Below are 26240 nucleotides of genomic sequence, written 5' to 3'. Positions count from 1 at the left end.
GTCAGCTTTGACGGCGCGCACGACGACGCTGGCGCACGGGCGCGACATCATCTCCGGTGCCATCGCCAGCAGATGAAAACGCACCGAGTGTTTCGGTGATCTGCTCCAAAGACGGGCGCGGGCCGCGTGGGCGATTTTCCAATGCGTCACGCATAGATGCGAGATGCTCTGGCATTGTGCCGCAGCAACCGCCAATGATGGTGGCGCCGCAATCGCGCGCCATGACCGCGTAATCGGCCATCAGTTCGGGGGTGCCATCATAGTGAATGTGGCCGTCGTGATATTTCGGGATGCCCGCGTTGCCCTTGGCAATAATTGGCGTTTCGGTGCCCTGTGCCGAAAAGCCCAGCACAGTGCGCAGCAAGTCCGCCGCACCAGTACCGCAATTGGCGCCAAATCCCAGCGGTGGGTGGGGCAGGTCCTGGATCAGCTGAACCATGTCAGACGAGGTGACGCCCATCATGGTGCGTCCGGCCGTGTCAAAGCTCATGGTGCCACACCAGGGCATGTCCGCCAGCCCAAAGGCTTCGGCAGCGGCGCGGTATTCTTCTGGGGCAGAAATTGTCTCAAGCCACAGCACATCTGCGCCGCCTTCCTTGAGGCCTTCGGCCTGTTCGTGAAAGATCGACACAGCGTCGGCATGGCTGAGCGAGCCGACTGGTTGCATGATGTCGCCGGTTGGGCCAACGGAGCCTGCAACAATGACGGGCCGGTTGGCGGCATCGGCCACTTCGCGGCCAAGCTCCGCAGAAATGCGCGAAATTTCACGGGCGCGGTGACCGGCGTCATGCAGCTTTAATCGCGAGCTGTTGCCACCAAAAGAGTTGGTCAGGAAAATGTCCGACCCGTTGTCGACGGCGTAGCTGTATAGTTTCTTGATCCGGTCCGGGTGCTCGATATTCCACATTTCCGGCGCGTCGCCCGCGCTGAGACCCATATTGAACAGGTTGGTGCCAGTGGCCCCATCTGCCATGAGCCAGTCGCGTGTTTCCAGCAATTTGGTCAGGGCATTTGTCATTCCGGGTCTCCTAAAGGACAGATCAATATGTGCGCGGTTTGGCATGCGTACCGACTGGTGGCAATCGCATTCTTTGCACGAAGATTATGAGCCACATGCGAAGATGTTTATTGGGTATTTTGATAGTGACGGCACGATACCGGAAATGCACCCGGCCCGAGACGCGCATCCAGGCTGAACAGGACGCAAAAAAACGCGCAGGCCGTAACCCGCGCGTTTTTTGAATTTCAGTCTGTGGTCAGATGTCAGGCTTCGTTGACGATCTGTGCCTGGGCCTGTTGCAGTAATTCGGCGCGTTTGGCGCGAATATCGTCAGCAGTTATTTTTCCTTCGAGATCAGCAACAACTTTGCGGATCACATCTTCATGGCCTGCTTCTTCGAAATCGGCAACCACAACTGTTTTGGCATAGGCCTCGGCATCGTCGCCGGACTTGCCTAAATGTTCTGCGGCCCAAAGGCCCAGCATCTTGTTGCAGCGTGCGTCTGCTTTAAAGCGCATTTCTTCGTCATGCGCGAATTTGTTCTCAAAAGCGCTTTCGCGATCGTCAAAGGTGGTCATCAGAAGAGTCCTCTGGAAACATGGAAGTCCCTTAAGATATGCCCTTTGATGACGCATGCTGCAAGGGGGGCAGGTGTGCTTGCGACAATGGCGCCCATCCAGTAAGAGAGCGCCTGACACCGGGACTCAACCCGGCAAAAAAGGAAGTTCAGCCATGGCACGCGGCAAAAAAATCTATGAAGGCAAGGCCAAAATCCTGTTTGAAGGGCCGGAACCGGGCACCATCGTGCAGTATTTTAAAGATGACGCGACCGCTTTTAACGCTGAAAAGAAAGATGTGATTGACGGCAAAGGTGCGTTGAATAATCGCCTGAGCGAATATTTCATGACCGGTTTGAACCAGATTGGCGTGCCGACTCACTTTCTGAAACGGCTGAACATGCGCGAACAACTGGTGCGGTCCTGCGAGATTATCCCGCTGGAAGTGATCGTGCGCAATTTTGCTGCTGGCACCATGAGCAAACGTCTGGGCATCGAAGAAGGCACACAGTTGCCGCGCCCGATTGTGGAATATTGCTACAAGGACGACTCGCTGGGTGATCCGTTGGTTTCCGAAGAGCATATTGCCGCGTTTGGCTGGGCCAGCCAGCAGGACATGGACGACATTCTGGGTCTTGCGCTGCGGGTGAATGACTTCATGTCGGGCGTGATGTTTGGCGCCGGGATCAAGCTGATCGATTTCAAAATTGAGATTGGCCGGATCTATGAGGGCGATTTCCAGCGTTTGGTTGTGGCCGATGAGATCAGCCCGGACAGTTGCCGTTTGTGGGATATTGAGACGGGTCAGAAGCTCGACAAAGATGTGTTCCGCCGCGATCTGGGCAATCTGACAGATGCCTATGCCGAAGTGGCGCGCCGATTGGGTGTGATGCCCAAGGGAACCGGTCCAAAACCAACTTTGGTGAACTGATACAGCCCCGCCCTAAAAGGGTGTGTTGGCGCAAAAGAATGATGATGTGAAGAAACACGAGCATGTTTCTTCTTCAGATCGGAGATGAAGACGATGAAAGTACGTGTGTACGTGATGTTAAAAAACGGCGTTCTGGACCCACAGGGCGAGGCAGTGCGCCATGCGCTTGGCAGCCTTGGGTTTGACGGTGTTGAAGGTGTGCGTCAGGGCAAGGTTATCGAGCTGGATCTGGCCGAAGGCACCACCGAAGATACCGTCACTGACATGTGCGAAAAGCTGTTGGCCAACACGGTGATCGAAAGCTACCGCGTCGAGCTGGGCTAACGCCCGCGCGATCTTTTCGTTGCAACGCTGTCCGAGACTGCCTAGCCTTTGAGAGTAATCAAAGGGGCTGGGGTCTCGTATGATCCAACGCACCATAGTGACGGTAATATTGGTTTTGACTGTGGCTCTTTGGGTCGCGGCGGGGCCTTTGCGTGCGCAGGACGACCCTTTGGCGCTGGCCGATTTCAGCCAGCGCGAAGCCGCAGATGCGGGCGATCCATACGCCGCCTATAACTTTGTTCTCCCGGTATTTGGCGGCCCACGCCAAAGCGAAGCAACGCTTCAGGCGGTGATCCCGTATCTGGAGATTGCTTATGAAGGTTGGCGACAGGGCAACGCGGATGAACAGATTTATGCAGCCTATGCTGCGCGCCAGATTGGGCAGGCTTTGCAGAATGTCTCGGAATATGTCGAGTCGCTGAACTGGCTCAGCCGGTGCGTGCGCATTCTGTTGCCCAACCTGACCTTGCCGGAATACGAAGTGCAGCTGGCGGTGTGTTATGAGGATATGGCGATCGCCCTGCAAGGGTTGGAGCGCCATCGCGACAGCCTGCCATATCTGGATCAGGCGCGCCGCATTTACCGGGCCAATATTGGCATCATTCCCGAGATGGAATTTGCGATCGCCAACGCGTTGCTGAACGAGGGCGTCGGTCTGGACGGTATGAAACGGTTTCGCGAGGCCATTGGCGTTTATGACGACGCATTGGAGTTCTTTGAGAAAAGCGAAGGCGTACGCGCCGAGATTTCAGCAGCCTATGTGGCCAATAACATCGGTGTAAGTTATTGGCGTTTAAAGGAATTTGAATCTTCCGAGGCTTGGATCAAGCGGGCTTTGCCCGTAATGGAAAAGATCGATGGCCCGCTGGCGGATTCGACCGGAAAAGCCCGCATGAACATCGGCATCGTGATTTCCGAAACCGGGCGGTATGATGAAGCCATCCAATGGGGCATGTCTGCGATGCCCTATATTGCCGCAAACCGAACCCAGTCGCTGAGCGATCAGCGCTGGTTGTTTGAAATGTTGTCGCGCGCATTTGCGGCTAAGGGCAATCGCGAACGGGCGATCTTTTTCGGCAAAATGGCGGTTAATGCGCAGCAGGAATTGCGTGCGATCAACGCGTCAATCAGCGACAGCGGCACCGAAGAATTGCGCGCCGAGTGGCGACGGCTTTACCAGTCTTTGGCGGATTTGCTGATTGAAGAGGGTCGCATCAGCGAGGCGCAGGCCGTGCTGAATATGGAAAAAGAGGAAGAGGTTTTTGAGTTCCTGCGTCGCGATGGTGGCGCAGATTTGACGGGCACCCGGGCCATCCTGACCGATGATGAGTTGAGCGTGGAATCCAAGCTGGCGGTGCTTGCGCAAATTCCAATCAAAGCGGAGCAGGAATTGCGCGCACTGTACGTTAAGCTGGATGCGGGCACTGCGACAGAGGCCGAAGAGGATCAGCTGTTCCTTTTGGAAGACGCATTGCAGGTTGCGACGGACGAATTTGATGCGGCGGTAGAGGATTTTCTGGTGCAGGTCGCGAATCAGGCGGAACGCGCCGGTATGGCCGCGCAATTTGACGCTGTTGGCGCCTATCAGGATGTTTTGGCCGGGTTAGAGCGGCCTACGGCGATCCTGCAAGTGGCGGCATTGGACGAGGCCGTGCATTTGTTTTTGACGCTGCCGGGTGTGACATTGCATGAGGAGACGCCTATTCCCAAAGGGGAGCTGGGGCGGCAGGTGCTGGATGCATTGCAGCTGATCGAAGAAGCGCGCAGCCCGGACGCAGAAGCGCAGCTTCAGGCGCTGTATGACGCAGTATTCGAACCGGTGCGGGATGCGTTGGAGGAGGCCGGAACCGAGGTTGTGATGCTGAACCTCGAAGGATTCCTGCGGTATATACCCTTTGCGGCGCTGCATGATGGTCAGGGATATCTGGTCGAGAGCTTTGCATTTTCACTGTATTCAACAGCCGTTCCAACCCAATTTGCGCGCGGCGCGCGGGTGGCAGAAAAGGCCGCCGGGTTTGGAGTCACGCGGGCCCATCCGGGATTTTCACCTTTGCCCGGTGTGGCGCACGAGATCGAGACGATATTTGCCGCGCAGGACGGACAGGGTGTTTTGCTGGGGGATGCGGTGTTGGACGAAGGGTTTGATACCCGCAGCCTGCGCAAGGTGCTGATGCGCAAACCTGGCATCCTGCACATTGCCAGCCACTTTGCGCTGCGCCCCGGGCAGGAAGACGATTCTTTTTTGTTGCTCGGCGACGGCACGCACTTGAGCCTGAGCGCCATTCGTCAGAAACGTGCGTTTCGGTTTCAGGGCGTCGATCTTTTGACATTGTCGGCCTGTCAGACTGCGCGTGGTGGAGATGGGTCGGAAATTGACGGGTTTGGCGCAACGGCGCAGCTGAACGGCGCCAGTGCGGTGATGGCGTCGCTTTGGCCTGTTGCGGATGCGGCGACGCCGATACTGATGCAGGATTTCTATCACGGCATGATAATCGAGGGGCTGGACAAGGCCGAAGCGTTGCGCCGCGCGCAGGTTGCGATGCTGCAGGGCGACGGGCAGGGCGCTGGCGCCACCCGCGCGGCTGAATCGATGGATGACGATCAGGGCGAAGCCGGGTTTGCGCATCCTTATTTCTGGTCTGCCTTTGTGTTGATGGGCAATTGGCTCTGAGCGCTGTTTGGGGGCTGGAACGCGGGCGTCAGATGGGCTAGGGGATGCGCAACCAAGCCGCTCATCACCGAGTTTCTGCCTAGGAGAGCCCAAAATGCGTGCAGCTGTCATCGTTTTTCCCGGATCTAACTGTGACCGGGATCTTGCCGTCGCCTTTGAACAGGCGGGTATGGATGTGACCATGGTCTGGCACAAGGACACAGCGCTTCCTGAAGGGCTGGACATTGTTGGCGTTCCGGGCGGCTTTTCTTTTGGCGACTATTTGCGCTGCGGGGCAATTGCTGCCAACTCGCCAATCTGCAAATCGCTTATCGCCCACACCGAGCGTGGTGGATATGCGATTGGCGTCTGCAATGGATTTCAGGTTTTGACCGAAACCGGCATCCTGCCGGGGGCGTTGCGGCGCAATGCAGGACTGAAATACATTTGCCGCACGGTTGGTTTGAAGGTTGAAACGACCGAAACAGCCTTTACCGGCGGATATGCGCCGGGGCAGGTGATCGATATTCCGATTGCCCATCACGATGGCAACTATTTTGCTACAGACGAAAAGCTGGCGCAGTTGCGTGATGAAGGTCGAATTGCCTTTACTTACACTGATAATCCGAACGGTTCGGTTGCAGATATTGCCGGTGTGGTTTCCAAGAACCGCAGGGTTCTGGGGATGATGCCACACCCTGAGCGGGCGGCCGATGATGGGCATGGTGGCACCGATGGGGTGGCAATGTTCCGCTCGTTAATGGACCAGTTGGCGACCGCCTGACTTGAGGCCGACGCAGCCCAAGCGTATTCTGGGAGGTATGAACCCGCCTCCCACACAAGACGCAGCGAAATCGCGACCCAAAGCGGCCAGCTGGCGTGTGCGCACAGCTCTGCTGGTGTTGTGTCTGTTTGCCGGGGTGACGATCTGGGTTACAAACAGCCTTTTGACGGATCGGTTCACGCAGAATACGCGCAACCGGGCTGAGCTAAGGCTGGCGCTTTACTCTGGTAACTTGCTGTCGGAACTCAGACGTAGTGCGATTGTTCCGCAGTTGTTGGCAAAGGACCCCGAGCTTATCGGGGCATTGAACTCAGACGATTTCTCACAGTCCACCGCGCGGCTGATATCCTTTGTCGAGGAAATTGGTGCGGCGTCTTTGTTATTGTTGGATGAGGGCGGGCGCACAGTCGCGGCCACGGATCGGACGCGTTTGGGCACATCGCACAGAAACAGCGCGTTTTTTGTGAATGCGTTGCGTTCTAACGCAACGTTGTTTTCTGTTACAGAAGGTGAATCCGGGACCAACCGTTTTACCTATTCGCGACGGGTGGACAGCCAGGGTCAGCCGATTGGTGTGATTGTTGTTGAGGTCGACCTGCACAAATTTGAGCGTGCCTGGGCCGGCATTTCAGACGCGGTTTATGTCACGCAAAGTGAAGGGTCGATCGTTCTGGCCTCAGAGCCAAGGTGGCGAGGGTTAACAGAAACCGAAGCTTTGGCGCGTCAGCCAGCCCAAGGTGCCATTGAACGCGCTATTCAGGCCACTGCAGACTGGACCCAGTTACCTGCGGACGCCTATTTTCAGGGTGAGGCTGTAATGCGCAAGGATGTGCGCATTCCTTTTCGAGGCTGGCGTATGACGTCTTTTACGACTTATGCCAGCGTGCGCGAAAAGGTGAACGCGGTTCTGGCGCTTGAAATAATGGGCTTTGCGATCTTGCTGGCATTGGCGTTTTACGTGGTTAGCCGCAAAAGTGCTGTGCGTGTGGCGTTATTTCAGCGGGAATCGGTTGAGCTGCGCGCTTTGAACCAAAGGCTTCAGCGTGAAATTGCTGAGCGTGAACGGATGCAGCAAAGTTTGGAAGTCGCCGAACACAGTCTCGCGCAGAGTTCAAAGCTCGCGGCGTTGGGGGAAATGTCTGCGGCGGTCAGTCATGAGCTGAACCAGCCTTTGGCGGCGATGAAGACCTATCTGGCGGGCGCGCGGCTTTTGTTGCGGCGCAACCGGCCAGAAGAGGCGTTGTCGTCATTTCAGCGGATTGACGATCTGATTGAGCGCATGGGTGCGATCACCAAACAGCTGAAATCGTATGCCCGTAAAGGTGGCGATGATTTTACGCCGGTGAACATGATCGACGCACTGACCTCGGCATTGTCGATGATGGAGCCCCAGCTGCGGCAGCGGCAAGTCCGGATTAGCCAGATTCTTCCGGATGACCCGGTGCGCGTGATGGGTGACAGGGTGCGCATTGAACAGGTGATGATCAATTTGTTGCGCAACGCTTTGGATGCGACGCTGGGTGTGGATAATCCGGAAATCGACATCATTCTGGCCGTCGGAGAGACCGCGACACTGACCGTGCGCGATAACGGTCCGGGCATCGAAAATCTGGATGAATTATTCGAGCCGTTTTTTACCACCAAGCAGCCCGGTGACGGAGTTGGCCTTGGATTGGCGATCTCTTCGGGGATCGTGAATGATCTGGGCGGCCGCCTGACGGCGCGCAATGGACACACACAGGGGGCTGTATTTGAAGTGCAGCTGCCCATTTTGAATGAAGACGTAGAAGCAGCGGAGTAAACGCGTGGCCCAAGGTATGAAAATCGCCATCGTCGATGATGAACAGGATATGCGGCAGTCGATCAGCCAGTGGCTGGCGCTGTCAGGATATGACACAGAAACATTTGCCAGCGCAGAAGACGCGCTAAAAGCGCTTGGATCGGACTATCCGGGCATTGTCATCTCGGACATCAAAATGCCGGGCATGGACGGGATGCAGTTCCTGAAAAAGCTGATGGGTGCGGACAGCGCGTTGCCGGTGATTATGATCACCGGGCATGGTGATGTGCCCATGGCGGTGGAAGCGATGCGCGTTGGAGCCTACGATTTCCTAGAAAAACCATTCAACCCGGATCGCATGACCCAACTGGCCAAAAAGGCGACCATTGCACGTCGCCTGACGTTGGACAGTCGTGTGTTGCGGCGCGAGTTGAGCGATGGTGGGCAGATCATCAAAAAACTGATCGGCGCCAGTCCGGTGATGGAACGTCTGAAAGAGGATATTCTGGATTTGGGGCAGGCGGATGGCCATGTTCTGATTGATGGTGAAACCGGTACCGGCAAAACGCTGGTGGCGCATGCATTGCATGCTGTGGGCAGTCGGGCCGGGAAAAAGTTTGTGCTGGTCAGCTGCGGTGCGTTTGAGGAAGAGGCTCTGGCGCGCCGTTTGTTCGGCCCGATGAACCCGGAGGACAGCCAGTTGCCTGCCATCGAAGAGGCGCGCGGTGGAACGCTTGTGTTGGAAGATGTTGAGACGCTGAGCGACGGGTTACAGGCCAAGCTGTTGAACGTGATCAATGAACAGGGCACCCCGGCAGAAACGCGGATTGTGGCATTGTGCAACATGCAAGAACAGGACCGCACCTGTGAAGACGCTTTGCGCCCCGATCTGTTTTACCGGCTGGCCGCGCTGCGCATCACCGTGCCGCCTTTGCGCCAGCGCGGAGAGGACATTCTGACGTTGTTCACACGGTTGAGCGAGCAGTTTTCCGAGGAATATGGCTGTGACGCGCCGCAAGTCAGCGCGCAGGAAGCCGCGCAATTGTTACAGGCTCCGTGGCCGGGCAATGTGCGTCAGCTGATCAATCTGGCGGAACGGGCCGTTCTGCAATCGCGCCGTGGCGGAGGCACGATCGCGTCGCTGTTGATGTCAGACCACGAAGACATGCAGCCGGTCATGACCACAGAAGGCAAGCCACTGAAAGAATATGTCGAAGCCTTTGAGCGCATGTTGATCGACAATACGATGCGGCGTCATCGCGGCTCGATTGCCAGCGTGATGGAAGAATTGTGCCTGCCGCGCCGGACGCTGAATGAGAAAATGGCGAAATACGGACTGCAGCGTGCGGATTATCTTTAACCGGTTCGCTTCAGGTTGAAGGAAAGTGTGACCTTGGAAACGGGGCTGCGGGATTGAAACCTGCGGCCTCGTTTGACATTGACTTGGGCACAGGCAGCTTTGCCGTCAGGAGCTTTTCACGTGCCACGTCCCGCAGCATTCTTATTCGACATGGACGGGCTGTTGCTTGATTCCGAGCGTCTGATGATGCGCATCTTTTTAGAGATGACTGATGAACTGGCCCTGGATCACGGTACCTCAACCGAGTTTTTTATGGGGTTGATTGGAACCTCCAGCGCCGAAACAGAACAGAGGGTGGCGGATTTTCTGCCACGGCATGTGAAGTTTGCCGACTTTATGCTGTCATTTCGCAGACGGTACGCGACACGGGCAGAGGCGGGCATTCCATTGCGCCCCTTTGCCAAAGACGTCCTGAGCCGCCTCAGAGAACTGGACGCGCGCATTGCGGTTGTGACTTCGACCAAAGGTGTGCTGGCGCGGCAGAAACTGGCCACGGCTGGATTGCTGCCCTTTCTTGATCACGTTCGGGCAGGGGACGAAGTGCGTGCCAACAAACCAGATCCGGCGCCCTATTTACAGGCGGCTGAGACGCTTGGCGTGCATCCACAGGACTGCGTAGCCTTTGAAGACAGCGATCCGGGAATTACCGCCGCCGTGGCGTCGGGGTGCCACAGCTTTCAGATTCCTGACTTGCGCCCGTCCTGCAGCCAGTTGCCTGACTTGGGACAGGAGATTGCAACAGATTTGCGGGATGCTTTGCGTCAGCTTGGTTTGTGGAACGCGCCGCTTTCATAGCGACTGGCGAAATCTGTAGTCGCAACATACGGTGTCGTTTCTCCATTGTAATCTCCCTACCAGTGGTCTTATGTAGTCATACGTCAGTCCGTGTTTCGGTTGACGGTAAAAGTTTCGCTGGAGAGTGACGCGCGAGAGGCCGGTGGCCACGCGATACATCCAGACCGATGAGGCCCTCAAAAGGGGCCAGTGAGACGCCCGATCCGCACGGCGGAGGGCATATAACAGGCGCAGTTAGGCTTAATGGTTTGCTGTGTCGGAGAAGAAACGCGATGAAGCGCGCCAACATATTGATGGACCGAGCAGAGGCCGTACGCGGCCCTCTTGGCCGCGCGCCTGACATCGCACAGACAAGTCACCCGACGCAATTCACCCTCAACGCCCCACCAGGGCGCGGACGATTGCGTAGGTGCATACGGATATCATGGCCAAAAAAATGCTCATCGATGCCACCCACGCGGAAGAGACCCGCGTTGTGGTGGTGGACGGAAACAAAGTTGAGGAATTCGACTTTGAATCAGAAAACAAACGTCAGCTAGCAGGAAATATATACCTCGCAAAAGTCACGCGTGTGGAGCCTTCGCTTCAGGCGGCTTTTGTTGACTATGGCGGAAACCGCCATGGGTTCCTGGCGTTTTCGGAAATTCACCCAGACTATTATCAAATCCCGGTCGCTGACCGCGAGGCGCTGATGGAAGAAGAGCGCGCCTATGCTGAATCGTTGAAGGCGCGCGACGAGGAAGACGAGAAACCCAAATCTTCGCGGTCGCGTTCACGGTCGCGTTCGCGGTCTCGTAAACCCAAAGAAACAGCGGCTGTCGAGACGACGGATGAACAAGCCGTCGCGGCGGTTCAAGACGCTGAAAAGCCCGAAATTCAAGACATCTCCGGGATGGAGACAATTGACCTGAACGAAGCCGATACAGATAGCGGCGAAGGTCTGTCTCCGATGGAACTGGTGTCAGAGACTCCGGTTGAAGAGCCCGCCGATGTGGCACAGGTTGCTGAAGCGGACGCTGCAAGTGTTGAAACCCCGGCCGAAACTGCGCCAGTAGAAGACGTTGCCGAAGCTGCACCGGAAGTTGAAGCGGCGCCGGAAAGTGCTGTCGAAGAGGTAGCAGAGGTTGAGCCTGACGTTGAGGCGGCGACTGAGGGTGCTGACGAAGACGTTGCTGAAGCAGTTGAAACTGTTGAGGAAGCGCCCGAAGACAAGCCTGAAGGTGGCAAAACCATTGCCGCCAATACGGATTCTGACGATCCTGTCGTCTCAAAAGATCCCGAAACCGGGGAAGAAACTGTAAGCGAGCCGTCTGAACCTGAAGCAGCAGCTGAGGTTGAGGCCACTGCAGAGGTGGAAGCACCAGAGGTTGAAGAACAGCCCGAAACGGTTCAGGACGTTGAAGCAGTAGCGCCAAATGAAGATGTCGCCACAGCAGAAGCTGAGACCGTAGACGCCGAAACATCCGAACTAGCCGCTCAGGAAGACCCTGCGCCGGTTGAAGCCAAAGCTGATGACGCACCCGCACAGGAAGAGGCGAGCGAGGAGCCTGATTCTGGCGAAGAAACGTCTGAGGAAGCCAAACCCAAAGGGTCCAAGGCGTCTGATAAAGACGACAGTATCGAATCCGTTGCGGAAGAGGATGACAGCGAAGATATTCGCCCGCCTCGCAAACCACGCGCGCGCCGTTACAAAATTCAGGAAGTGGTCAAAGTTCGCCAAATCCTTTTGGTACAGGTGGTCAAAGAAGAGCGCGGCAATAAAGGCGCGGCATTGACAACGTATCTGTCATTGGCAGGCCGGTATTGCGTGCTGATGCCCAACACGGCGCGTGGTGGCGGGATTTCCCGCAAGATCACCAATGCTGCGGACCGCAAGAAGCTCAAAGATATCGCAAGCGAAATCGAAGTCCCGCAGGGTGCTGGTCTGATCGTCAGAACAGCGGGTGCCAAGCGGACCAAGACCGAGATCAAACGCGACTATGACTATCTCAAGCGTATGTGGGAGCAGATTCGCGAACTGACGCTGAAATCAATTGCGCCTGCGAAGATTTACGAAGAAGGCGATCTGATCAAACGATCGATCCGCGATCTTTATAATCGTGAGATCGACGAGGTGCATGTGGAAGGCGAGCGCGGCTATCGCATCGCCAAGGACTTCATGAAAATGATCATGCCGTCCCACGCCAAAAACGTGAAGCACTACACCGAAGCGCTGCCATTGTTTGCCCGCTATCAGGTCGAAACATACCTGAGCGGTATGTTCAATCCGACGGTTCAGCTGAAATCCGGCGGTTATATCGTGATTGGTGTCACCGAGGCGCTGGTTGCGATCGACGTGAACTCTGGACGGGCCACCAAAGAAGGTTCGATCGAAGAGACCGCGTTGAAAACCAACCTTGAGGCTGCCGAAGAAGTGGCGCGTCAGTTGCGTTTACGCGATCTGGCGGGTCTGATCGTGATCGATTTCATCGACATGGACGAGCGCAAGAACAATGCGTCCGTTGAGAAACGGATGAAGGACAAGCTCAAAACCGACCGCGCGCGCATTCAGGTTGGGCGCATTTCGGGCTTTGGTCTGATGGAAATGTCGCGTCAGCGTCTGCGTCCTGGCATGATTGAGGCCACCACACAGCCTTGTCCGGCATGTCACGGCACCGGGTTGATCCGGTCGGATGATAACCTTGCGCTGTCGATCCTGCGTCAGATCGAAGAAGAAGGCACACGCCGCCGGTCACGTGAAGTATTGGTGAAATGCCCTGTGGCCATTGCGAATTACATCATGAACCAAAAGCGTGAACATGTTGCCCAGATTGAAGGACGTTATGGTCTTTCGGTGCGCATCGAAGGGGATACGCATCTGGTGTCGCCTGACTTTACGCTGGAGAAATTCAAAACAGCGTCTCGGGTTGTGGCCGAAGTGGCTTCGCCTGTGGTTTCGGTGGATACTTCATTGATGGATGAAATCGACGAGATCGAAACGGTAGAGGCGGAAGTCGAAGACGTCGTGGAAGCGGCTGAAGAGGAAACCAAGCCCAAGAAGCGCCGTCGTCGTCGTCGCCGTCGGGGTAAATCCTCAACCGGTGCGCAGGAAAACGATCAGGAAAACGGTGAAGCCGAGGCCAAGGGGCAAGACGCTGCAGAAGAAGCCGCAGAGCCATCTGAGGTTGCTGGAGCTGGTGAGACCGAAGCCACTGGTGACGTCGAGACCGAAGACAAACCAAAAAAGCGGACTCGTAGCCGGTCGCGCAGTCGATCACGTTCGAAAAAGACGGAAGAGACGAATGCCGCTGACAGCGCTCAAGCGCCTGTTGAGACTGCACCGGATGCCGAACCTGTGGCAGAGACTCCTGTCGTCTTGGCAGAGACCGCTGAAGTAGCAGTTGACGTTGTCGAAAGCGAACCTGCTGCGCCGGTTGAGGCGGAGCCTGTTGTCGAGGCCGGGATTGCCAATGGTGTTGAACATGTGGCCGAGGCCATTGTTGAACCCGCTGTTGAGGCAGAGGTCGTGGCACCGGTTGAGACCGTCGTAGACGTCGTGCCAGAGCAACCGGCTATGCCGCCAAAGCCCAAGCGGCGTGGTTGGTGGTCGAAGGGCAGCTAAAGCCAGTCAAACAAAGAACAAAAGCGCCGGGGATTTCCCCGGCGTCTCTATTTTTGGCGGCCCTGTTTTTCGACAAGAAAGCTGAGATGGCCGTCGGTCTGGGTCATCTCGATCAACTTGTGACCAGCCTCGTTACAAAAATGAGGCACGTCGACCACGGCGGCGGGATCATCCGCCAGCAATCGGATACGGGTGCCAGCCGACAACGGCATCATACGTTTGCGCAGGCGCAGAACCGGAAGAGGGCACAACAGCCCGATGGCGTCAATTTCGTGATCCATGTCAATGACATAATCCTGAAAAAATGGCCTGTCCACAGGGATGTGTTTGGGCGTGACTGCAGTGGCGCGTGACGGGGCCGTGGCAATGCGATAAGGGATGGGCATGTTCGGAATTGATATCATCGATGCGGGAATGATACCCGCAATGCTCGTTGCGCTGATTGCTGGTGTAGTCTCGTTTTTGTCGCCTTGTGTCCTGCCTATTGTGCCGCCGTATCTGGCCTATATGAGTGGTGTCAGCATGGCGGAACTGACCGACGAAGCCGCCGCACGGCGCAAGGCCATTTGGGCGGCCCTGTTCTTTGTCATGGGGCTGTCGACGGTATTTTTGTTCCTTGGGTTTACGGCGTCAGCATTTGGTGCGTTTTTCCTGCAAAATCAAACGCTTTTCGGCCAAATTGCCGGTGTGATTGTGATTATTTTCGGGCTGCATTTTCTGAACGTGTTTCGCATTCCGTTTCTGGACCGTGAGGCCCGCATTGATGCTGGCGAATCCGGTGGATCGGCGTTTGGAGCCTATGTTCTGGGGCTTGCGTTTGCATTTGGCTGGACGCCGTGCATTGGTCCACAATTGGGCGCGATCCTGTCAATGGCAGCTGGCGAAGCGTCGGTCGCGCGCGGCACGATATTGCTTGGGGTTTATGCGGCGGGTCTGGGCATTCCATTTCTGCTGGCTGCGATCTTTCTGACACGCGCTGTGGGTGTGATGAACAAACTCAAGCGTCACATGGGCCTGATCGAAAAGATCATGGGCGTGTTGCTGGTGCTAGTCGGGCTGATGCTGGTCACCGGGGCGTTCAGCACGTTTAGCTGGTGGCTGCTAGAGACATTCCCTGCCTTGGCAACGCTTGGTTAGGGGCGTATTCTTGCCCCAGTAGTTGGGTAGTCTGCCAGCAAAGAAAGGGCAGGCATATGGGCAAAAACAGTCACCGCGAGGTGCGACGCCGTCGGGTATTTTACATTCCCGGCTATGACCCCATTCATCCCAGACGATACCGTGAACTTTATCGCAAAGAAGGTGCAGCGCAGGCGGCTGTGTCGGGGTATGACATTGCCCTGACCGCCAAGACACCAGGCGATGGTCCCTATGGCTGGCATGTCGACGCAGAGATCGAGAACGGCCAGACTCAGGCAGACGTTGAGGTGCTGGTCTGGTCCGACATCGTGCGTGACAGCATGGAACAGGGTATCACCGCAACCTATGTGCAGCTGGCCCGAACCGCATGGACATATATTGTCAGCGGTGCGTTGGGGCGTTTGATGAAACTGCGCAAGGGGCCGGTGATTGCGGCGCTGTATCCGGTGGTTTTTCTGGTGGTCCAGCTTGTGCTGGCACTGTTGGTGGCTTGGGGGATCGGCGCGGCGATTGCGGTATTTCTGCCTTGGAGGGTCGGGTTTGCGGCGCTTGCCGTGGTGCCGCCAATTCTGAATTGGTTTCGCAAAAAGGACGGCAAATTTTTCGCCTATTACCTGATGCATGACTACGCCTATTCGGCGGCCAGCCAGGGTGCCAATCCGCCCGAGCTAGAAGCGCGTATGGGCGCGTTTCGCGATCGGATTGCGCCGAGTTTACAAGAGGATGTGGACGAAGTTCTTGTGGTGGGCCACAGTTCAGGTGCGCATCTGGCGGTGTCGATCCTTGCGGATCTGGTGCGTGGCGGTCATGTGCCAAAAGACGGACCTGCGTTGGCCTTTTTGTCGTTGGGGCAGGTGGTTCCAATGGTGTCATTCCTGCCCAAAGCGTATCGTCTGCGCGCTGATCTGGCCTTTTTGTCAACCTGTCCTGCAGTGACGTGGGTAGATGTGACAGCGCCCGGTGATGGCTGTGCGTTTGCATTATGTGACCCGGTGTCGGTCACTGGCGTGGCGAAGGACGACAAAATCTGGCCGCTTGTGGTGTCGGCGGCGTTCACAAAGACCTTGAGCCCGGAGCGCTGGAAAGAGCTGCGCTGGCGGTTCTTCAGGCTACATTTTCAGTATATGTGCGCGTTTGATCGACCCGGGGATTACGACTATTTTCGTATAACAGCCGGACCTAAGACATTGGCAGAGCGTTACAAAGACCGACAGCCGTCGAAATCCCGGATTGAGAGGGCGGTGAATAAATTCCCGCAGATGACCCCATGACATTGCCCCCCAAGCCCGAGTCGCGACCCGATGCTGTGTCGTTGCGCAACTATGTGAAGCTGTTTCGCAAAGACATTCTTTCGGCGCAGCCTGCGCGCTTGTACCGGGCCTGGATGGCCGAGTTTCGGACGCCGTTTTTCCGGTCATACATGTTGAACCAACCCGATTTGGTGAAAACGGTGTTGAAGGAACGCCCGGATGATTTCCCGAAATCCAGTCGGATCAGCGAAGGGTTGCGGCCTTTGCTGGGGGAGTCTGTGTTTCTGACCAATGGGGAGAAATGGAAGCGGCAGCGGCGGATAATAGATCCCGCATTTGAGGGCGGTCGGCTGCGCGATACGTTTCCGGCAATGTGGCAAGCCAGCGAAGCGGCGGTCCAAAGGTTGGATAACTTTGATGGACAAGTGGTTGAGATAGAACAGGAAACCAGTCATGTTGCGGCAGATGTGATCTTTCGCACATTGTTTTCAATCCCGATTGAGCACGAAATTGCGTCAGCGGTGTTTTCCCAGTTCCGCGATTATCAGCGCAGCCAGCCGATCTTAAATCTGGCGGCATTTGTGCCTTTGCCACGCTGGATGCCACGGTTCTTTCGCAAAGATACCAAGGCTACGGCGGCGTCTATTCGCGGGTTGATCAAGCAACTGACCGAAGAACGGATGGTCGCGATCCGGGACGGGTCGGCGCCGGATGATCTGGCCACCAAGATCATGACCACGCAAGACCCGGAAAGCGGGGAAACCTTTGATGCGGATGAGATGGTCGATCAGGTTGCGATCTTTTTCCTTGCCGGACATGAAACCAGCGCATCAGCTTTGGCATGGGCGTTGTATATAATGGCGTTGTATCCAGAGTGGCAGGAAAAAATTGCGGCGGAAGCGACTGATCTGGAAGAAGATTTTAGCGCAGTGTCGCGATTGAAAGTCAGCCGGGACGTGTTTCGCGAGGTGCTGAGGTTATATCCGCCTGTGCCGATGATGGTGCGTCAGTCGACTTGTCCGGAGCAGTTTCGGGATCGCGACATTAAACCGGGTGCGCAGATGGTTTTGTCGCCGTGGCATTTGCATCGACACGAACGGTTGTGGGACAATCCGGATGGGTTTGATCCCACGCGTTGGCGGACTGAAAACGGGCGCAAATGCGCGCGCGAGGCTTATATTCCATTCTCTGCCGGGTCGCGGGTTTGTACCGGGGCTGGGTTTGCGATGGTCGAGGGGCCATTGATCCTGTCGATGATCCTTAAGCATTTTCGCATCACCACCGACGGGCCGCCACCGGTGCCTGTGGCGTATCTGACGGTGCGTTCGCGGGATGGTATTCGCCTGAAAATTGAACGCCGCTAAGAGGCGAATATCTGCATCGGCGCGGCGTCGGTATCACGTCGGTATCGCATCGGTTTCATAAACAGGGCGCGCAGACAAAGGTGCGCGCCCCGAGCTGTTGTTGGTAATTACTCTTCGTACCACCATAAGGCTGGCATCCAGTCTGCACCGTCACCATAGATTGGCAGGATGTCCGGGAAGTGCATCTCTTTACGATGTGCGATGCGGCCCACGGCGTAGTTCCAGATCGGGATCACATGCCGCCCGGCGATCAGGACGCGATCCAGCGCGCGGGTGTTGGCGACAAAATCTGCCTGCGTGTCAGAGGTGAGCATGGCGTCAATCAGACCATCGATTACCGGCGATTGCACACCCATCAGGTTGCGCGATCCGGGTTGTTTGGCCGAGTCGCTGCCCCAATAGAGGTATTGCTCGTTGCCGGGGCTGAGAGACAGGGCGCGGCGGAAGTCTGCGAGATCGAAATCGTACTCTGCGACGCGTTGCGTGTATTGCGCGTTGTCGACCTGAGACACTGTGGAGTCGATGCCAAGGCGTTCGAGCGATTTGGTATAGATGTCGATCACGGCTTTGTTCTGGCTGTCGCCCTGACGCAGCAGGATTTCAAGACTTAAGGATTTCCCGTCTGCATTGGTCATTTTGCCATCGACTGCATTCCAACCAGCCGCATTCAAAAGATCGGTTGCACGACGCAGATTGGCGCGGTTGCGTGCGCTGCCATCCGAGGCGGGCAGGGTGTAGCCGGACAGTGCGTCTGGCGGCAGCTGATCCGCAATTGGTTTCAGAATATCGGCCACGGGACCGGTCGCAGGACCATCCTCCATGCCTAAAAGAGAGCCTGAGAAATACGATGTGATGCGCGGTTGGCGTCCACCGGTCATGGTGTCGTTGATGAACTCAAAATTGAAGGCGTGGATTAACGCATCCCGCACCCGGATATCATCAAGGGGCGGACGGCGTTCATTCATCACAAAACCGGTCATGCCAGATGGTTTCTGGTGCGGAATTTCGGATTTCACCACATCTCCGGACACCGCGTCAGGAAAGCTGTATCGGCTGGCCCAGTCATCAGCATTGAATTCGCGCACGTAAGAGATTTCACCTGCTTTGAAGGCCTCAAACAGGACGTCGCCATCGCCGTAGAAATCAATGCGGATTTCGTCATAATTGTTGGTGCCTTTGCGAAACGGCACGTCGGCGCCCCAATAGTCGGGATCGCGAGAGAGGGTGACATAGCGCCCGGGGTCAAAATCGCTGACCAGATAGGGGGCTGAACCGATAGGGATGTCTTCCAGCGTGGCGTCCGCAAAATCTTTGCCGTCCCACTGGGCCTTTTGCAGGATTGGACGCAGGCCGGCGATCAGGGCAAGTTCTTGATTGTCGGTGTTAAATGTCAGCCGGACAGAATCCGGGCCGGTGGCTTCGATCTTTTCGACCTGTTTCCAGAAACCCAGATAACGGGGGTGACCCACGGTGCCCAAGGTTTCAAATGACCAGATCACATCTTCTACAGTGACGGGTTTTCCATCGGAGAAACGGGCTTCGGGGCGCAGATTAAATTCAACCCAAGAGCGGTCAGGTGCGGTTTCGATTGATTCTGCAAGCAGGCCGTAAAGGGCAAATGGTTCACCCCTATTGCGACCCATGAGCGATTCGTAAGCAAAGAATCGGAGCTGCCAAGGCACTGTTCCTTTGCGAACAAATGGGTTCAGCGAATCGAATCCGCCGGTGTTACCGGTAACGATTCGTCCGCCCTTGGGGGCGTTCGCATTGGCATAGGGGAGCGACTCGAATCCCGGTGGCAGCGCTGGTTCGCCGTACATGGCAATGCCGTGCGCCGGGTCCGACTGGACCTGACCACCCATGAAAACAACGGCCAAAGCCGCACAAAATGCTCGTCGAAGTGGGAAACATACTGGTGTCATTGCCTGAACAATCCTCTCTTGCCCTTGTTTTATTAGCTTAAAAACTAACGGCGGATTCGTGGGTTATCAAACTTTTAGCTTGGAGGTCGGCGTCGGAACGCTTATAAAGATTGCACTGCTCGATAGGTTTCTTGCCTGTATGAAACCTGCCTCAATAACTTTACGCCCGCTTCGTGCGGGCGTTTTTTTTGGCACTTGCGCGTCCGTAAGAATACGCAAGCAGCGGATGACCCCTTATTTTGCGAGCGCAGCATTGTTATGGTGCAACTGCAACATGAGGAGACTGAGGCATGACACTGACAGGCAAAACGGCCATCGTGACTGGTTCAAATTCGGGAATCGGTTTGGGAATCGCGCAGGAAATCGCCAAGCTTGGCGCGAATGTGATTCTGAATTCGTTCACAGATCGGGATGAAGATCACGCGCTGGCCGCCGAAATCGCGGCGCAATGCGGTGTCGAGGCGCGCTATATCAAGGCAGATATGTCCAAGGGAGACGAATGTCGGGCGTTGATCGAACAGGCGGGTGGATGCGATATTCTGGTGAACAATGCCGGTATTCAGCATGTGGCGCCAATTGATGAATTTCCTGCCGATAAATGGGACGCGATTATCGCGATCAATATGAATTCAGCCTTTCACACCACAGCCGCTGCTTTGCCGCATATGCGCAAACGTGGATGGGGCCGGGTGGTGAACATTGCCTCGGCGCACGGATTGACGGCGTCGCCCTACAAATCTGCTTATATAGCGGCAAAGCATGGCGTTGTGGGCATGTCCAAGGCGGTGGCTCTGGAAACAGCAGAAGAGCCGATCACATGTAACGCGGTTTGCCCCGGATATGTTTTGACGCCGCTGGTTGAGGCGCAGATTCCGGACACCATGGAAAAATACGGCATGGGGCGCGAAGAGGTGATCAAAAAGGTGATGCTGGAGCGTCAGCCAAGCCGGGAATTTGCTACGGTTGAGCAGTTGGGGGGCACGGTGGCGTTCCTGTGCTCTGACGCGGCGGCGCAGATCACGGGCACAACCATTTCCGTTGATGGCGGCTGGACCGCGCTTTGACGTTTTGTTGATGTGGGGGGCAGCCCCCACACCGACCCCCAGAGTGGTCATTGTTGCCGACCTTAAGATATGGTGACGCAAATCAAGACAGGGGCGTCGTCATATGGGTGATAAAAAGCGGATCAATCTTGCGCTTCAGGGTGGCGGTGCGCATGGCGCGTTCACATGGGGCGTTCTGGATGTTCTGTTGCAGGACCCGGATATTGAGATTGCCGGGATTTCCGGCACCTCTGCCGGAGCGATGAATGGCGCTGCGCTGAAATCAGGATTGCTGGAAGGCGGGCCTGAGGCAGCGCGGGCCAATCTGGAGTCGCTGTGGGGGCAGTTGGGTGCTGTGACTGAACCCGGCTTAGAGGCGTGGATGGCCGGGATTGGGCCAGGACCCGGGTTTGTCAGCCGGGCGTTGGAAAACTCGTGGCCGTTTATGGCTGCCGACATGGCGCAACGCATGATGACGCCATATGTTTACGGGCCGTTTTATGCGCATCCTTTGCGACAGGTTGCGGACCAGTTCCACTATGAAAAGGTCTGTGATGACAACGGGCCGCAATTGTTCATTTGTGCGACCAATGTGCGCACCGGCAAGGCGCGCGTCTTTACCGGTTCAGAGATTAATACAGATGTGTTGTTAGCGTCTGCCTGTTTGCCCACCATGTTTCAGGCGGTCGAAATCGATGATGCTAAGACTGGTCGTCGGGAAGCATTCTGGGATGGCGGATACACTGGCAACCCGGCGTTGTGGCCGTTGTATCGCCCCGATTTGCCGTCAGATGTGGTGATTGTGAACATCAACCCTTTAGAGCGCAACACGCTGCCGGTTACACCGCAGCAGATCGCCAACCGGGTCAATGAGATCAGCTTTAATGCATCAATGATGAGCGAGTTACGCGCTGTGGGGTTTGTGCGGCGCCTGATTGAACAGGGCGTTCTGGAGCGTGGGCAGTTTCGCGAAGTGAATGTGCATATGATTGCCGATGACAAACTGATGAATGAGCTGACTGTCGCCACCAAAAGCACCCCGGTGCCCTATGTCATGGCGCGCATGAAAGCGGCGGGGCAGGCTGCGGCGCAAGGGTTTCTGGACGCGCACAAAGATGATCTGAACAAACGCGGCACGGTGGATCTGGCCGAGACGTATGGTTGATCAGTTTTCAGCAGGTTTGGTGGGGTCTTTGGCGTTGGGATAGACCAGACCAGCCGAGATCACCAATTTGGCGGCGTCTTCAACGGACATTTCCAGTTCGATCACATCATCGATGGGAAAAAACAACAGAAAGCCAGAAGTTGGGTTTGGCGTGGTCGGGACAAATACGCTCATCAACTGGCTGGAAGTGGCAACTGTGTCAGCCACTTCGCCTTTGGCGTGAGTCGAGATGAACCCGATCGCCCAGATGCCGCGACGCGGATATTCGATCAGGCAGGCCCGCTCAAAGGAGCGTTCAGTCTGAACAAAGACCGTCTCAGCGATCTGTTTGGCGCCGGAATAGATCGAACGCACAACAGGCATGCGATCAACCAGCGTTTCACCCCAGCGGATCAGGGATCGCCCGATCAGACCTTTGGCAATCCAGCCCACAATGATGGTGAACACCAGAAAGATAATGACGCCAACGCCGCGCAGGTTGATGCCGATATATTCTTCGGGATTGAAGCGACTTGGTACCAAAGGCAGGACAAAGCCATCGACCCAACCCATCAACGTCCAGACCAGATAGATGGTCAGACCGATTGGCAGGATCACCACAATGCCGGTCAGAAAGCTGGACCGCAGGCGCCCGAAAAATCCGGGGCGGTGTTTTTGCGGTTGTGGCTGTTCGTCAAATGGCGTGTTCATGGGCGGGTTCCGGTAAGTCCACCCTCTAGTTAGGCTTTTCACCGGCAACGTTCAACGACAATGCAGCGAATTCAGCCACTTGATTTCAGGGCGCCAATTTCACGGGCGATATCCGCTGCCAGACGGGCGTTGTTGCGCACCAGGGCAATATTTGCGGTCAGGGATCGGCCGCCGGTCAGCTCGAAAATGCGTTGCAGCAGGAAGGGCGTTACATCTTTGCCAGCGATTCCCTGTGCGTTCGCCTCATCTGTGGCCTGACCAATGAAAGGCGCGAGCGTGTCGGCGGTGATTTCATCCGCCTGTGGGATCGGGTTTGCGATCAGATGGCCGCCGGGCAATCCAAGTGCGCCGCGCAGGATATGTGATTTGGCGATTTGTGCGGCTGTGTCCAGACGCAGGGGCGATTTCAGCGCTGATGTGGCCGACCAGAACGCCGGAAAGCTGTCTTGTTGATAGGTGATCACCGGCACGCCATTGGTTTCCAGAATTTCCAGCGTTTTGGGCACGTCAAGAATGGCCTTGGCGCCAGCGGCGACCACAGTAACCGGGGTTTGCGCCAGTTCGCTGAGGTCGGCAGAAATGTCAAAACTGTCCTCGGCCCCTTTGTGCACGCCGCCAATGCCACCCGTGGCAAACACCTCAATGCCCGCCTGATGAGCTGCGATCATGGTGGCGGCAACTGTGGTTGCGCCAGTGCCGCCTTGCGCCATGCATACGGCAAGGTCAGCGCGGCTAAGCTTGGCGACGTTTTGGGATTGAGCAAGGGTTTCAAGCTGGGCATCGGTCAGGCCGACGTGCAGCGTGCCATTCAAAACGGCGATGGTGGCCGGTGCGGCGCCCTTTGCACGAATGTCGGCCTCTACCTGTCTTGCAACCTCCAGGTTTTGCGGAAATGGCATTCCGTGCGTGATGATCGTGCTTTCCAGCGCAACCACGGGAACGCCATTTGCCATGGCCTTGGTGATTTCTGGCGACAGGGTGACAAGGCTCATGTTGCGTGTTCTCCGGAAACATATGTTGCGGCGGCGTTGAGGGCGCGCGAAAGCGCTTCGTCGCGGGCGCAACCTGCGATTTCGGCCACAATATGGGCGGCCATAAACGTATCACCCGCACCGGTGACGCGGGTCACAAGCACGGCGGGTGGGGTTTGGGTGAGGATACCATCCGGGGTGGCGTCTGAGGCGGATTTGCCGCCATCCGTCACCAGCGCGCGTTTGGCGCCCCTGTTCAGCAACCCTTGGGCGGCCGCCTCGGATGAGGTGAATTCGGTCTGGCACAACAGACCGGCCTCTTCAAGGTTCACATAAAGCACCGCGCGGGAATGGTTGAGAAAGGGGGACAGACGTTCCGCTTTGCCCGGAGAGGCGGGCGCGACACGCAGGTCAGCCGCTGCAAACAAGGGCGCGCGGGCGATTTGTTCCAGAAGACGTTGGGTGAGATTGCCATCGAGTGCGATAAAGCCTGCGTAAGGCGCATCCTGGGACCCCAGCGAGCCATCCGACAACGGGCGCAGAATTTTGTCACCTGCCGCTTCGAGCGAGTGGGCATCCGCGATGGCGGCAATCACGCCATTGGCCCCTTCGACCGCCATATAGGTGTCGGTGGGCAGGTCGTCAGAACGATAGGCATACTCGGTGATCAGGCCCAGATCGTGACAGGCGCGGATCAGTTCGTGGCCTTCGGCGTCTTTCCCGATGGCTGTCAACAGCGCGGGACGCAGACGAAAGCGGGCCAGCGTCATGGCAATGTTCAGAGCCACGCCGCCGGGCAGGCGGGTGATCCGACCGGGCACGTCAGAACCCTGACGCATATGGCTGGGGGATCGGCCAATTATGTCCCAGAGGACGGAGCCAATGCAAAGGATATCTGGCGAATGCGTCATCCCAGCGTTTTGGCGCTTTGTATGCGGATTGGCAAGCGTGGCGGCGGACAGATTGTCCGCCCTACGACATGGCGGCGCGCAATTCGGTCAGTTTCGCAACCGGATCGTCACAGCGCCAGATCTCTTCACCAATGCCGAAAAAGTCGGTCATCGGGGAAAGCCTGGCGATGATGTCGGTATCAAGCGCGCCTTCGGCAACGACGGGCACTTCGATTACCTGAGACCACCATTCAAACAAGTCCGGTTCGGCCAATGTGCCATCGCCCAGTGGCGTGGCTCCGACGGGGCCAAAGCTGACATAGTCGCATCCCAGTTCGCAGGCCGTCATCCCGTCGTGGCGCGAGGCACCGCAAAACGCGCCGACAATGGCGTCGTCGCCCATGTCCTTGCGGGTTTTTCGAACTGAGCGCGCGCCATCCGTCAGATGTACGCCGTCCAGACCCAGACGTTCGGCTAAAAGCAAGTGTTCAGAGATGACGATTGCAACGTCGCGGGCATGCGTGACCTCGCGCACCACGTCAGCGGCGCGGGACAGGCGGTCTTCGTCACGCGTGGCAAGTGCGAGACGCACACAGGCGATTTCGGTCGAATCGAGCACGCGGGCGAGTTGATCGGGAAAACGGCTGAGTTCAATCTCGGGTGGGGAGATCAGATAGATCTGGGGCAGCTCGGTATCGGCCATCTTCGGGCTCCTTGAATGACGTCCGGGCCGCTATAACGCGGTTTTTCAGGATTGGCTACTTTGCTGGCAGACTGGACACAAAATCCATCGCGAGGGCCATAACCTGAGCGCGCCGGTCATCGTCGCCAATCAGGTCTTCGTTTACATCCACCATGCCGCCCATTTTGCGCCCGGTAAAAGAAAGCGGATCAACGCCCTCGATTTCAAGAGCTGCGGCCTCGTTATCTTTGCCGACGCGAAACATGCCGCCGCCTTTGTGCACGCCACACAGCATATTGCCGTTCAGCATGAAACAGAGCCCGCCGAACATCTTTTTTTCGCTCAGACCGTGCGTGTCGGTCAGGTCATCGCGCAGGATCGTGGCGTGTCCGTCGTCATAAGTCATAAGGTGTGTCTCCCTGTTACAAGTTCGATTTTAGGCCATCGATCGGGAATTTACAGTGAAATGAGGCGCTGTGGGTTGTTTGTTTTCCGGGGCGGCGGTATCAGCGGCGAGATTTTTTGGAGAGTGACATGGCAAGCGCAACCCCTCAACCGGCCTTTGTTCTGGTGCGTCCACAGATGGGCGAAAACATTGGCGGCGCAGCGCGGGCAATGTGGAATTTCGGGTTGGACCGAATGCGAGTGGTTGCGCCGCGTGATGGCTGGCCAAATGAGCGCGCCGTGGCGATGGCCAGCGGGGCCGGGCGTTTGCTGGATGAAGCGTTTTTGTGTGACACAACCGAAGCCGCGCTGGAGGATTGTCAGTTTGTGTTTGCCACAACGGCGCGGGCACGCGGGCTGACCAAACCGGTTGTCACGCCTGAGCGCGCGATGGAGATGGCCGCGCAGATGATTGCGGCAGGCGACAAGGTTGCAGTGATGTTCGGCCCAGAGAGGTCTGGTCTGGAGAACGATGACATCGCGCGAGCCAATGCGATTATCAACGTGCCGGTGAACCCGGAATACGCATCGCTTAATCTGGCGCAATGTGTGTTGCTGACCGCCTATGAATGGAAACGCGCAAGTGCCGAGATCGAGGCCGAACGGGTGGACATGGCCAAAACGGAATGGGCCACCGGCGCGGAAATGGAAGCCCTGAACCGGCATTACGAAGAACGGTTGGATCAGGCTGGTTTTTTCTTTCCTGAGACCAAGGCCGAGGGCATGAAGATCAATCTGCGCAATATGTGGAGCCGGATGCGGCTGACCCGGGCGGATGTGCAGATGTTGCATGGCATGCTGCGGCAGATGGTGCGTTGGAAAGAACGCGGAGAATAGCTGAGAATTCCGAGCGGCTTTTCAGGTGGGTTTGCGCAAGAGGCGCTAAGCGCCCCTCATGAC

The 26240-nt window shown here is 56.7% G+C and carries 23 protein-coding genes; 14 read left to right on the top strand and 9 right to left on the bottom strand.

The window, feature by feature from the left end; all coding sequences use genetic code 11:
- Position 1: 1 nt before the first annotated feature.
- Positions 2-1018 (bottom strand): betaine--homocysteine S-methyltransferase, encoded by a 1017-nt coding sequence (bmt, locus tag ABJI08_RS02920; RefSeq protein WP_348400320.1) that lies wholly within the window; start codon positions 1016-1018, stop codon positions 2-4.
- A gap of 245 nt (positions 1019-1263) precedes the next feature.
- Positions 1264-1578, bottom strand: a complete 315-nt coding sequence (locus ABJI08_RS02915; RefSeq protein ID WP_348400319.1) for a DUF1476 domain-containing protein — start codon at positions 1576-1578, stop codon at positions 1264-1266.
- Between the two features lie 154 nt (positions 1579-1732).
- On the opposite strand from ABJI08_RS02915, the gene purC reads away from it, so the two are divergent.
- The 8 genes from purC (at position 1733) to ABJI08_RS02875 (ending at position 13782) form a co-directional block, all read left to right on the top strand.
- On the top strand, positions 1733-2488 hold the full coding sequence (gene purC, locus ABJI08_RS02910; RefSeq protein ID WP_348400318.1) for a phosphoribosylaminoimidazolesuccinocarboxamide synthase: 756 nt from the start codon (positions 1733-1735) through the stop codon (positions 2486-2488).
- Positions 2489-2581: 93 nt separating this feature from the next.
- Positions 2582-2812 carry a phosphoribosylformylglycinamidine synthase subunit PurS gene (gene purS / locus ABJI08_RS02905; RefSeq protein ID WP_348400317.1) on the top strand — a complete coding sequence of 77 codons (231 nt, stop codon included), beginning with the start codon at positions 2582-2584 and terminating at the stop codon, positions 2810-2812.
- 79 nt (positions 2813-2891) lie between these two features.
- The gene (locus ABJI08_RS02900; RefSeq protein WP_348400316.1) at positions 2892-5483 is read left to right on the top strand and encodes a CHAT domain-containing protein; all 2592 of its coding nucleotides are present in this window, start codon (positions 2892-2894) and stop codon (positions 5481-5483) included.
- A gap of 94 nt (positions 5484-5577) precedes the next feature.
- Positions 5578-6246 (top strand): phosphoribosylformylglycinamidine synthase subunit PurQ, encoded by a 669-nt coding sequence (gene purQ / locus ABJI08_RS02895; protein ID WP_348400315.1) that lies wholly within the window; start codon positions 5578-5580, stop codon positions 6244-6246.
- Positions 6247-6283: 37 nt separating this feature from the next.
- A complete protein-coding gene (locus tag ABJI08_RS02890) occupies positions 6284-8047 on the top strand; it encodes an ATP-binding protein (protein WP_348400314.1) in 1764 nt (587 codons plus the stop codon).
- Positions 8048-8051: 4 nt separating this feature from the next.
- Positions 8052-9386, top strand: a complete 1335-nt coding sequence (locus ABJI08_RS02885; protein ID WP_348400313.1) for a sigma-54 dependent transcriptional regulator — start codon at positions 8052-8054, stop codon at positions 9384-9386.
- A gap of 120 nt (positions 9387-9506) precedes the next feature.
- Entirely contained in the window at positions 9507-10181 is a 675-nt protein-coding gene (locus tag ABJI08_RS02880) for an HAD family phosphatase (protein ID WP_348400312.1), read from the top strand.
- A gap of 436 nt (positions 10182-10617) precedes the next feature.
- A complete protein-coding gene (locus ABJI08_RS02875; RefSeq protein WP_348400311.1) occupies positions 10618-13782 on the top strand; it encodes an Rne/Rng family ribonuclease in 3165 nt (1054 codons plus the stop codon).
- 47 nt (positions 13783-13829) lie between these two features.
- On the opposite strand, the gene ABJI08_RS02870 is transcribed toward ABJI08_RS02875, so the two are convergent.
- Positions 13830-14168, bottom strand: coding sequence for a sulfurtransferase TusA family protein (locus ABJI08_RS02870; RefSeq protein WP_348400310.1), 339 nt, complete (start codon positions 14166-14168; stop codon positions 13830-13832).
- On the opposite strand from ABJI08_RS02870, the gene ABJI08_RS02865 reads away from it, so the two are divergent.
- From ABJI08_RS02865 to ABJI08_RS02855, 3 genes are read left to right on the top strand one after another with little or no spacing between them, the layout of a single operon-like run.
- Positions 14167-14919, top strand: a complete 753-nt coding sequence (locus tag ABJI08_RS02865) for a cytochrome c biogenesis protein CcdA (RefSeq protein WP_348400309.1) — start codon at positions 14167-14169, stop codon at positions 14917-14919. The two genes, ABJI08_RS02870 and ABJI08_RS02865, sit on opposite strands and share 2 nt — an antisense overlap.
- Positions 14920-14975: 56 nt before the next feature.
- Positions 14976-16190, top strand: a complete 1215-nt coding sequence (locus ABJI08_RS02860) for a hypothetical protein (protein WP_348400308.1) — start codon at positions 14976-14978, stop codon at positions 16188-16190.
- The gene (locus tag ABJI08_RS02855) at positions 16187-17533 is read left to right on the top strand and encodes a cytochrome P450 (protein ID WP_348400307.1); all 1347 of its coding nucleotides are present in this window, start codon (positions 16187-16189) and stop codon (positions 17531-17533) included. Before ABJI08_RS02860 ends, ABJI08_RS02855 begins: the two co-directional genes overlap by 4 nt.
- A 107-nt stretch (positions 17534-17640) precedes the next feature.
- Here the strand turns inward: ABJI08_RS02855 and ABJI08_RS02850 are convergent, their stop codons facing one another.
- Positions 17641-19395: an extracellular solute-binding protein gene (locus ABJI08_RS02850; protein WP_348400533.1), complete on the bottom strand. Its 1755-nt coding sequence runs from the start codon at positions 19393-19395 to the stop codon at positions 17641-17643.
- A 350-nt stretch (positions 19396-19745) separates the two neighbouring features.
- Between ABJI08_RS02850 and ABJI08_RS02845 the strand changes: the two genes are divergently transcribed.
- Both ABJI08_RS02845 and ABJI08_RS02840 read left to right on the top strand, forming a co-directional pair.
- Complete coding sequence (locus ABJI08_RS02845) at positions 19746-20519, top strand: 3-hydroxybutyrate dehydrogenase (RefSeq protein WP_348400306.1); 774 nt, start codon at positions 19746-19748, stop codon at positions 20517-20519.
- Positions 20520-20622: 103 nt separating this feature from the next.
- Complete coding sequence (locus ABJI08_RS02840) at positions 20623-21663, top strand: patatin-like phospholipase family protein (protein WP_348400305.1); 1041 nt, start codon at positions 20623-20625, stop codon at positions 21661-21663.
- On the opposite strand, the gene ABJI08_RS02835 is transcribed toward ABJI08_RS02840, so the two are convergent.
- From ABJI08_RS02835 to ABJI08_RS02815, 5 genes are all read right to left on the bottom strand, one after another.
- Positions 21664-22353, bottom strand: coding sequence for a DUF502 domain-containing protein (locus ABJI08_RS02835; protein ID WP_348400304.1), 690 nt, complete (start codon positions 22351-22353; stop codon positions 21664-21666).
- 71 nt (positions 22354-22424) lie between these two features.
- On the bottom strand, positions 22425-23345 hold the full coding sequence (locus tag ABJI08_RS02830) for a pseudouridine-5'-phosphate glycosidase (RefSeq protein ID WP_348400303.1): 921 nt from the start codon (positions 23343-23345) through the stop codon (positions 22425-22427).
- The gene (locus ABJI08_RS02825) at positions 23342-24235 is read right to left on the bottom strand and encodes a PfkB family carbohydrate kinase (protein WP_348400302.1); all 894 of its coding nucleotides are present in this window, start codon (positions 24233-24235) and stop codon (positions 23342-23344) included. Before ABJI08_RS02825 ends, ABJI08_RS02830 begins: the two co-directional genes overlap by 4 nt.
- A gap of 61 nt (positions 24236-24296) precedes the next feature.
- Positions 24297-24917 carry a thiamine phosphate synthase gene (locus ABJI08_RS02820; RefSeq protein WP_348400301.1) on the bottom strand — a complete coding sequence of 207 codons (621 nt, stop codon included), beginning with the start codon at positions 24915-24917 and terminating at the stop codon, positions 24297-24299.
- A 55-nt stretch (positions 24918-24972) separates the two neighbouring features.
- Positions 24973-25302, bottom strand: coding sequence for a TfoX/Sxy family protein (locus ABJI08_RS02815; protein WP_348400300.1), 330 nt, complete (start codon positions 25300-25302; stop codon positions 24973-24975).
- Positions 25303-25430: 128 nt separating this feature from the next.
- On the opposite strand from ABJI08_RS02815, the gene ABJI08_RS02810 reads away from it, so the two are divergent.
- Positions 25431-26177, top strand: coding sequence for an RNA methyltransferase (locus ABJI08_RS02810; protein ID WP_348400299.1), 747 nt, complete (start codon positions 25431-25433; stop codon positions 26175-26177).
- Positions 26178-26240: the final 63 nt, after the last annotated feature.

The sequence above is a fragment of the Shimia sp. genome, from assembly GCF_039969785.1.
GTDB lineage: Bacteria > Pseudomonadota > Alphaproteobacteria > Rhodobacterales > Rhodobacteraceae > Shimia.
The sequence above is the reverse complement of the archived record's forward strand: the minus strand, read 5'-3'. Positions and strand labels throughout refer to the sequence as shown.

Excerpts from the sequence above, each read along its gene's own strand:
- bmt (WP_348400320.1), bottom strand. The coding sequence starts at position 1,018 with ATGACAAATGCCCTGACCAAATTGCTGGAAACACGCGACTGGCTCATG.
- ABJI08_RS02915 (WP_348400319.1), bottom strand. The coding sequence starts at position 1,578 with ATGACCACCTTTGACGATCGCGAAAGCGCTTTTGAGAACAAATTCGCG.
- purC (WP_348400318.1), top strand. The coding sequence starts at position 1,733 with ATGGCACGCGGCAAAAAAATCTATGAAGGCAAGGCCAAAATCCTGTTT.
- purS (WP_348400317.1), top strand. The coding sequence starts at position 2,582 with ATGAAAGTACGTGTGTACGTGATGTTAAAAAACGGCGTTCTGGACCCA.
- ABJI08_RS02900 (WP_348400316.1), top strand. The coding sequence starts at position 2,892 with ATGATCCAACGCACCATAGTGACGGTAATATTGGTTTTGACTGTGGCT.
- purQ (WP_348400315.1), top strand. The coding sequence starts at position 5,578 with ATGCGTGCAGCTGTCATCGTTTTTCCCGGATCTAACTGTGACCGGGAT.
- ABJI08_RS02890 (WP_348400314.1), top strand. The coding sequence starts at position 6,284 with ATGAACCCGCCTCCCACACAAGACGCAGCGAAATCGCGACCCAAAGCG.
- ABJI08_RS02875 (WP_348400311.1), top strand. The coding sequence starts at position 10,618 with ATGCTCATCGATGCCACCCACGCGGAAGAGACCCGCGTTGTGGTGGTG.
- ABJI08_RS02865 (WP_348400309.1), top strand. The coding sequence starts at position 14,167 with ATGTTCGGAATTGATATCATCGATGCGGGAATGATACCCGCAATGCTC.
- ABJI08_RS02870 (WP_348400310.1), bottom strand. The coding sequence starts at position 14,168 with ATGCCCATCCCTTATCGCATTGCCACGGCCCCGTCACGCGCCACTGCA.
- ABJI08_RS02860 (WP_348400308.1), top strand. The coding sequence starts at position 14,976 with ATGGGCAAAAACAGTCACCGCGAGGTGCGACGCCGTCGGGTATTTTAC.
- ABJI08_RS02855 (WP_348400307.1), top strand. The coding sequence starts at position 16,187 with ATGACATTGCCCCCCAAGCCCGAGTCGCGACCCGATGCTGTGTCGTTG.
- ABJI08_RS02850 (WP_348400533.1), bottom strand. The coding sequence starts at position 19,395 with ATGGGTGGTCAGGTCCAGTCGGACCCGGCGCACGGCATTGCCATGTAC.
- ABJI08_RS02845 (WP_348400306.1), top strand. The coding sequence starts at position 19,746 with ATGACACTGACAGGCAAAACGGCCATCGTGACTGGTTCAAATTCGGGA.
- ABJI08_RS02840 (WP_348400305.1), top strand. The coding sequence starts at position 20,623 with ATGGGTGATAAAAAGCGGATCAATCTTGCGCTTCAGGGTGGCGGTGCG.
- ABJI08_RS02835 (WP_348400304.1), bottom strand. The coding sequence starts at position 22,353 with ATGAACACGCCATTTGACGAACAGCCACAACCGCAAAAACACCGCCCC.
- ABJI08_RS02830 (WP_348400303.1), bottom strand. The coding sequence starts at position 23,345 with ATGAGCCTTGTCACCCTGTCGCCAGAAATCACCAAGGCCATGGCAAAT.
- ABJI08_RS02825 (WP_348400302.1), bottom strand. The coding sequence starts at position 24,235 with ATGACGCATTCGCCAGATATCCTTTGCATTGGCTCCGTCCTCTGGGAC.
- ABJI08_RS02820 (WP_348400301.1), bottom strand. The coding sequence starts at position 24,917 with ATGGCCGATACCGAGCTGCCCCAGATCTATCTGATCTCCCCACCCGAG.
- ABJI08_RS02815 (WP_348400300.1), bottom strand. The coding sequence starts at position 25,302 with ATGACTTATGACGACGGACACGCCACGATCCTGCGCGATGACCTGACC.
- ABJI08_RS02810 (WP_348400299.1), top strand. The coding sequence starts at position 25,431 with ATGGCAAGCGCAACCCCTCAACCGGCCTTTGTTCTGGTGCGTCCACAG.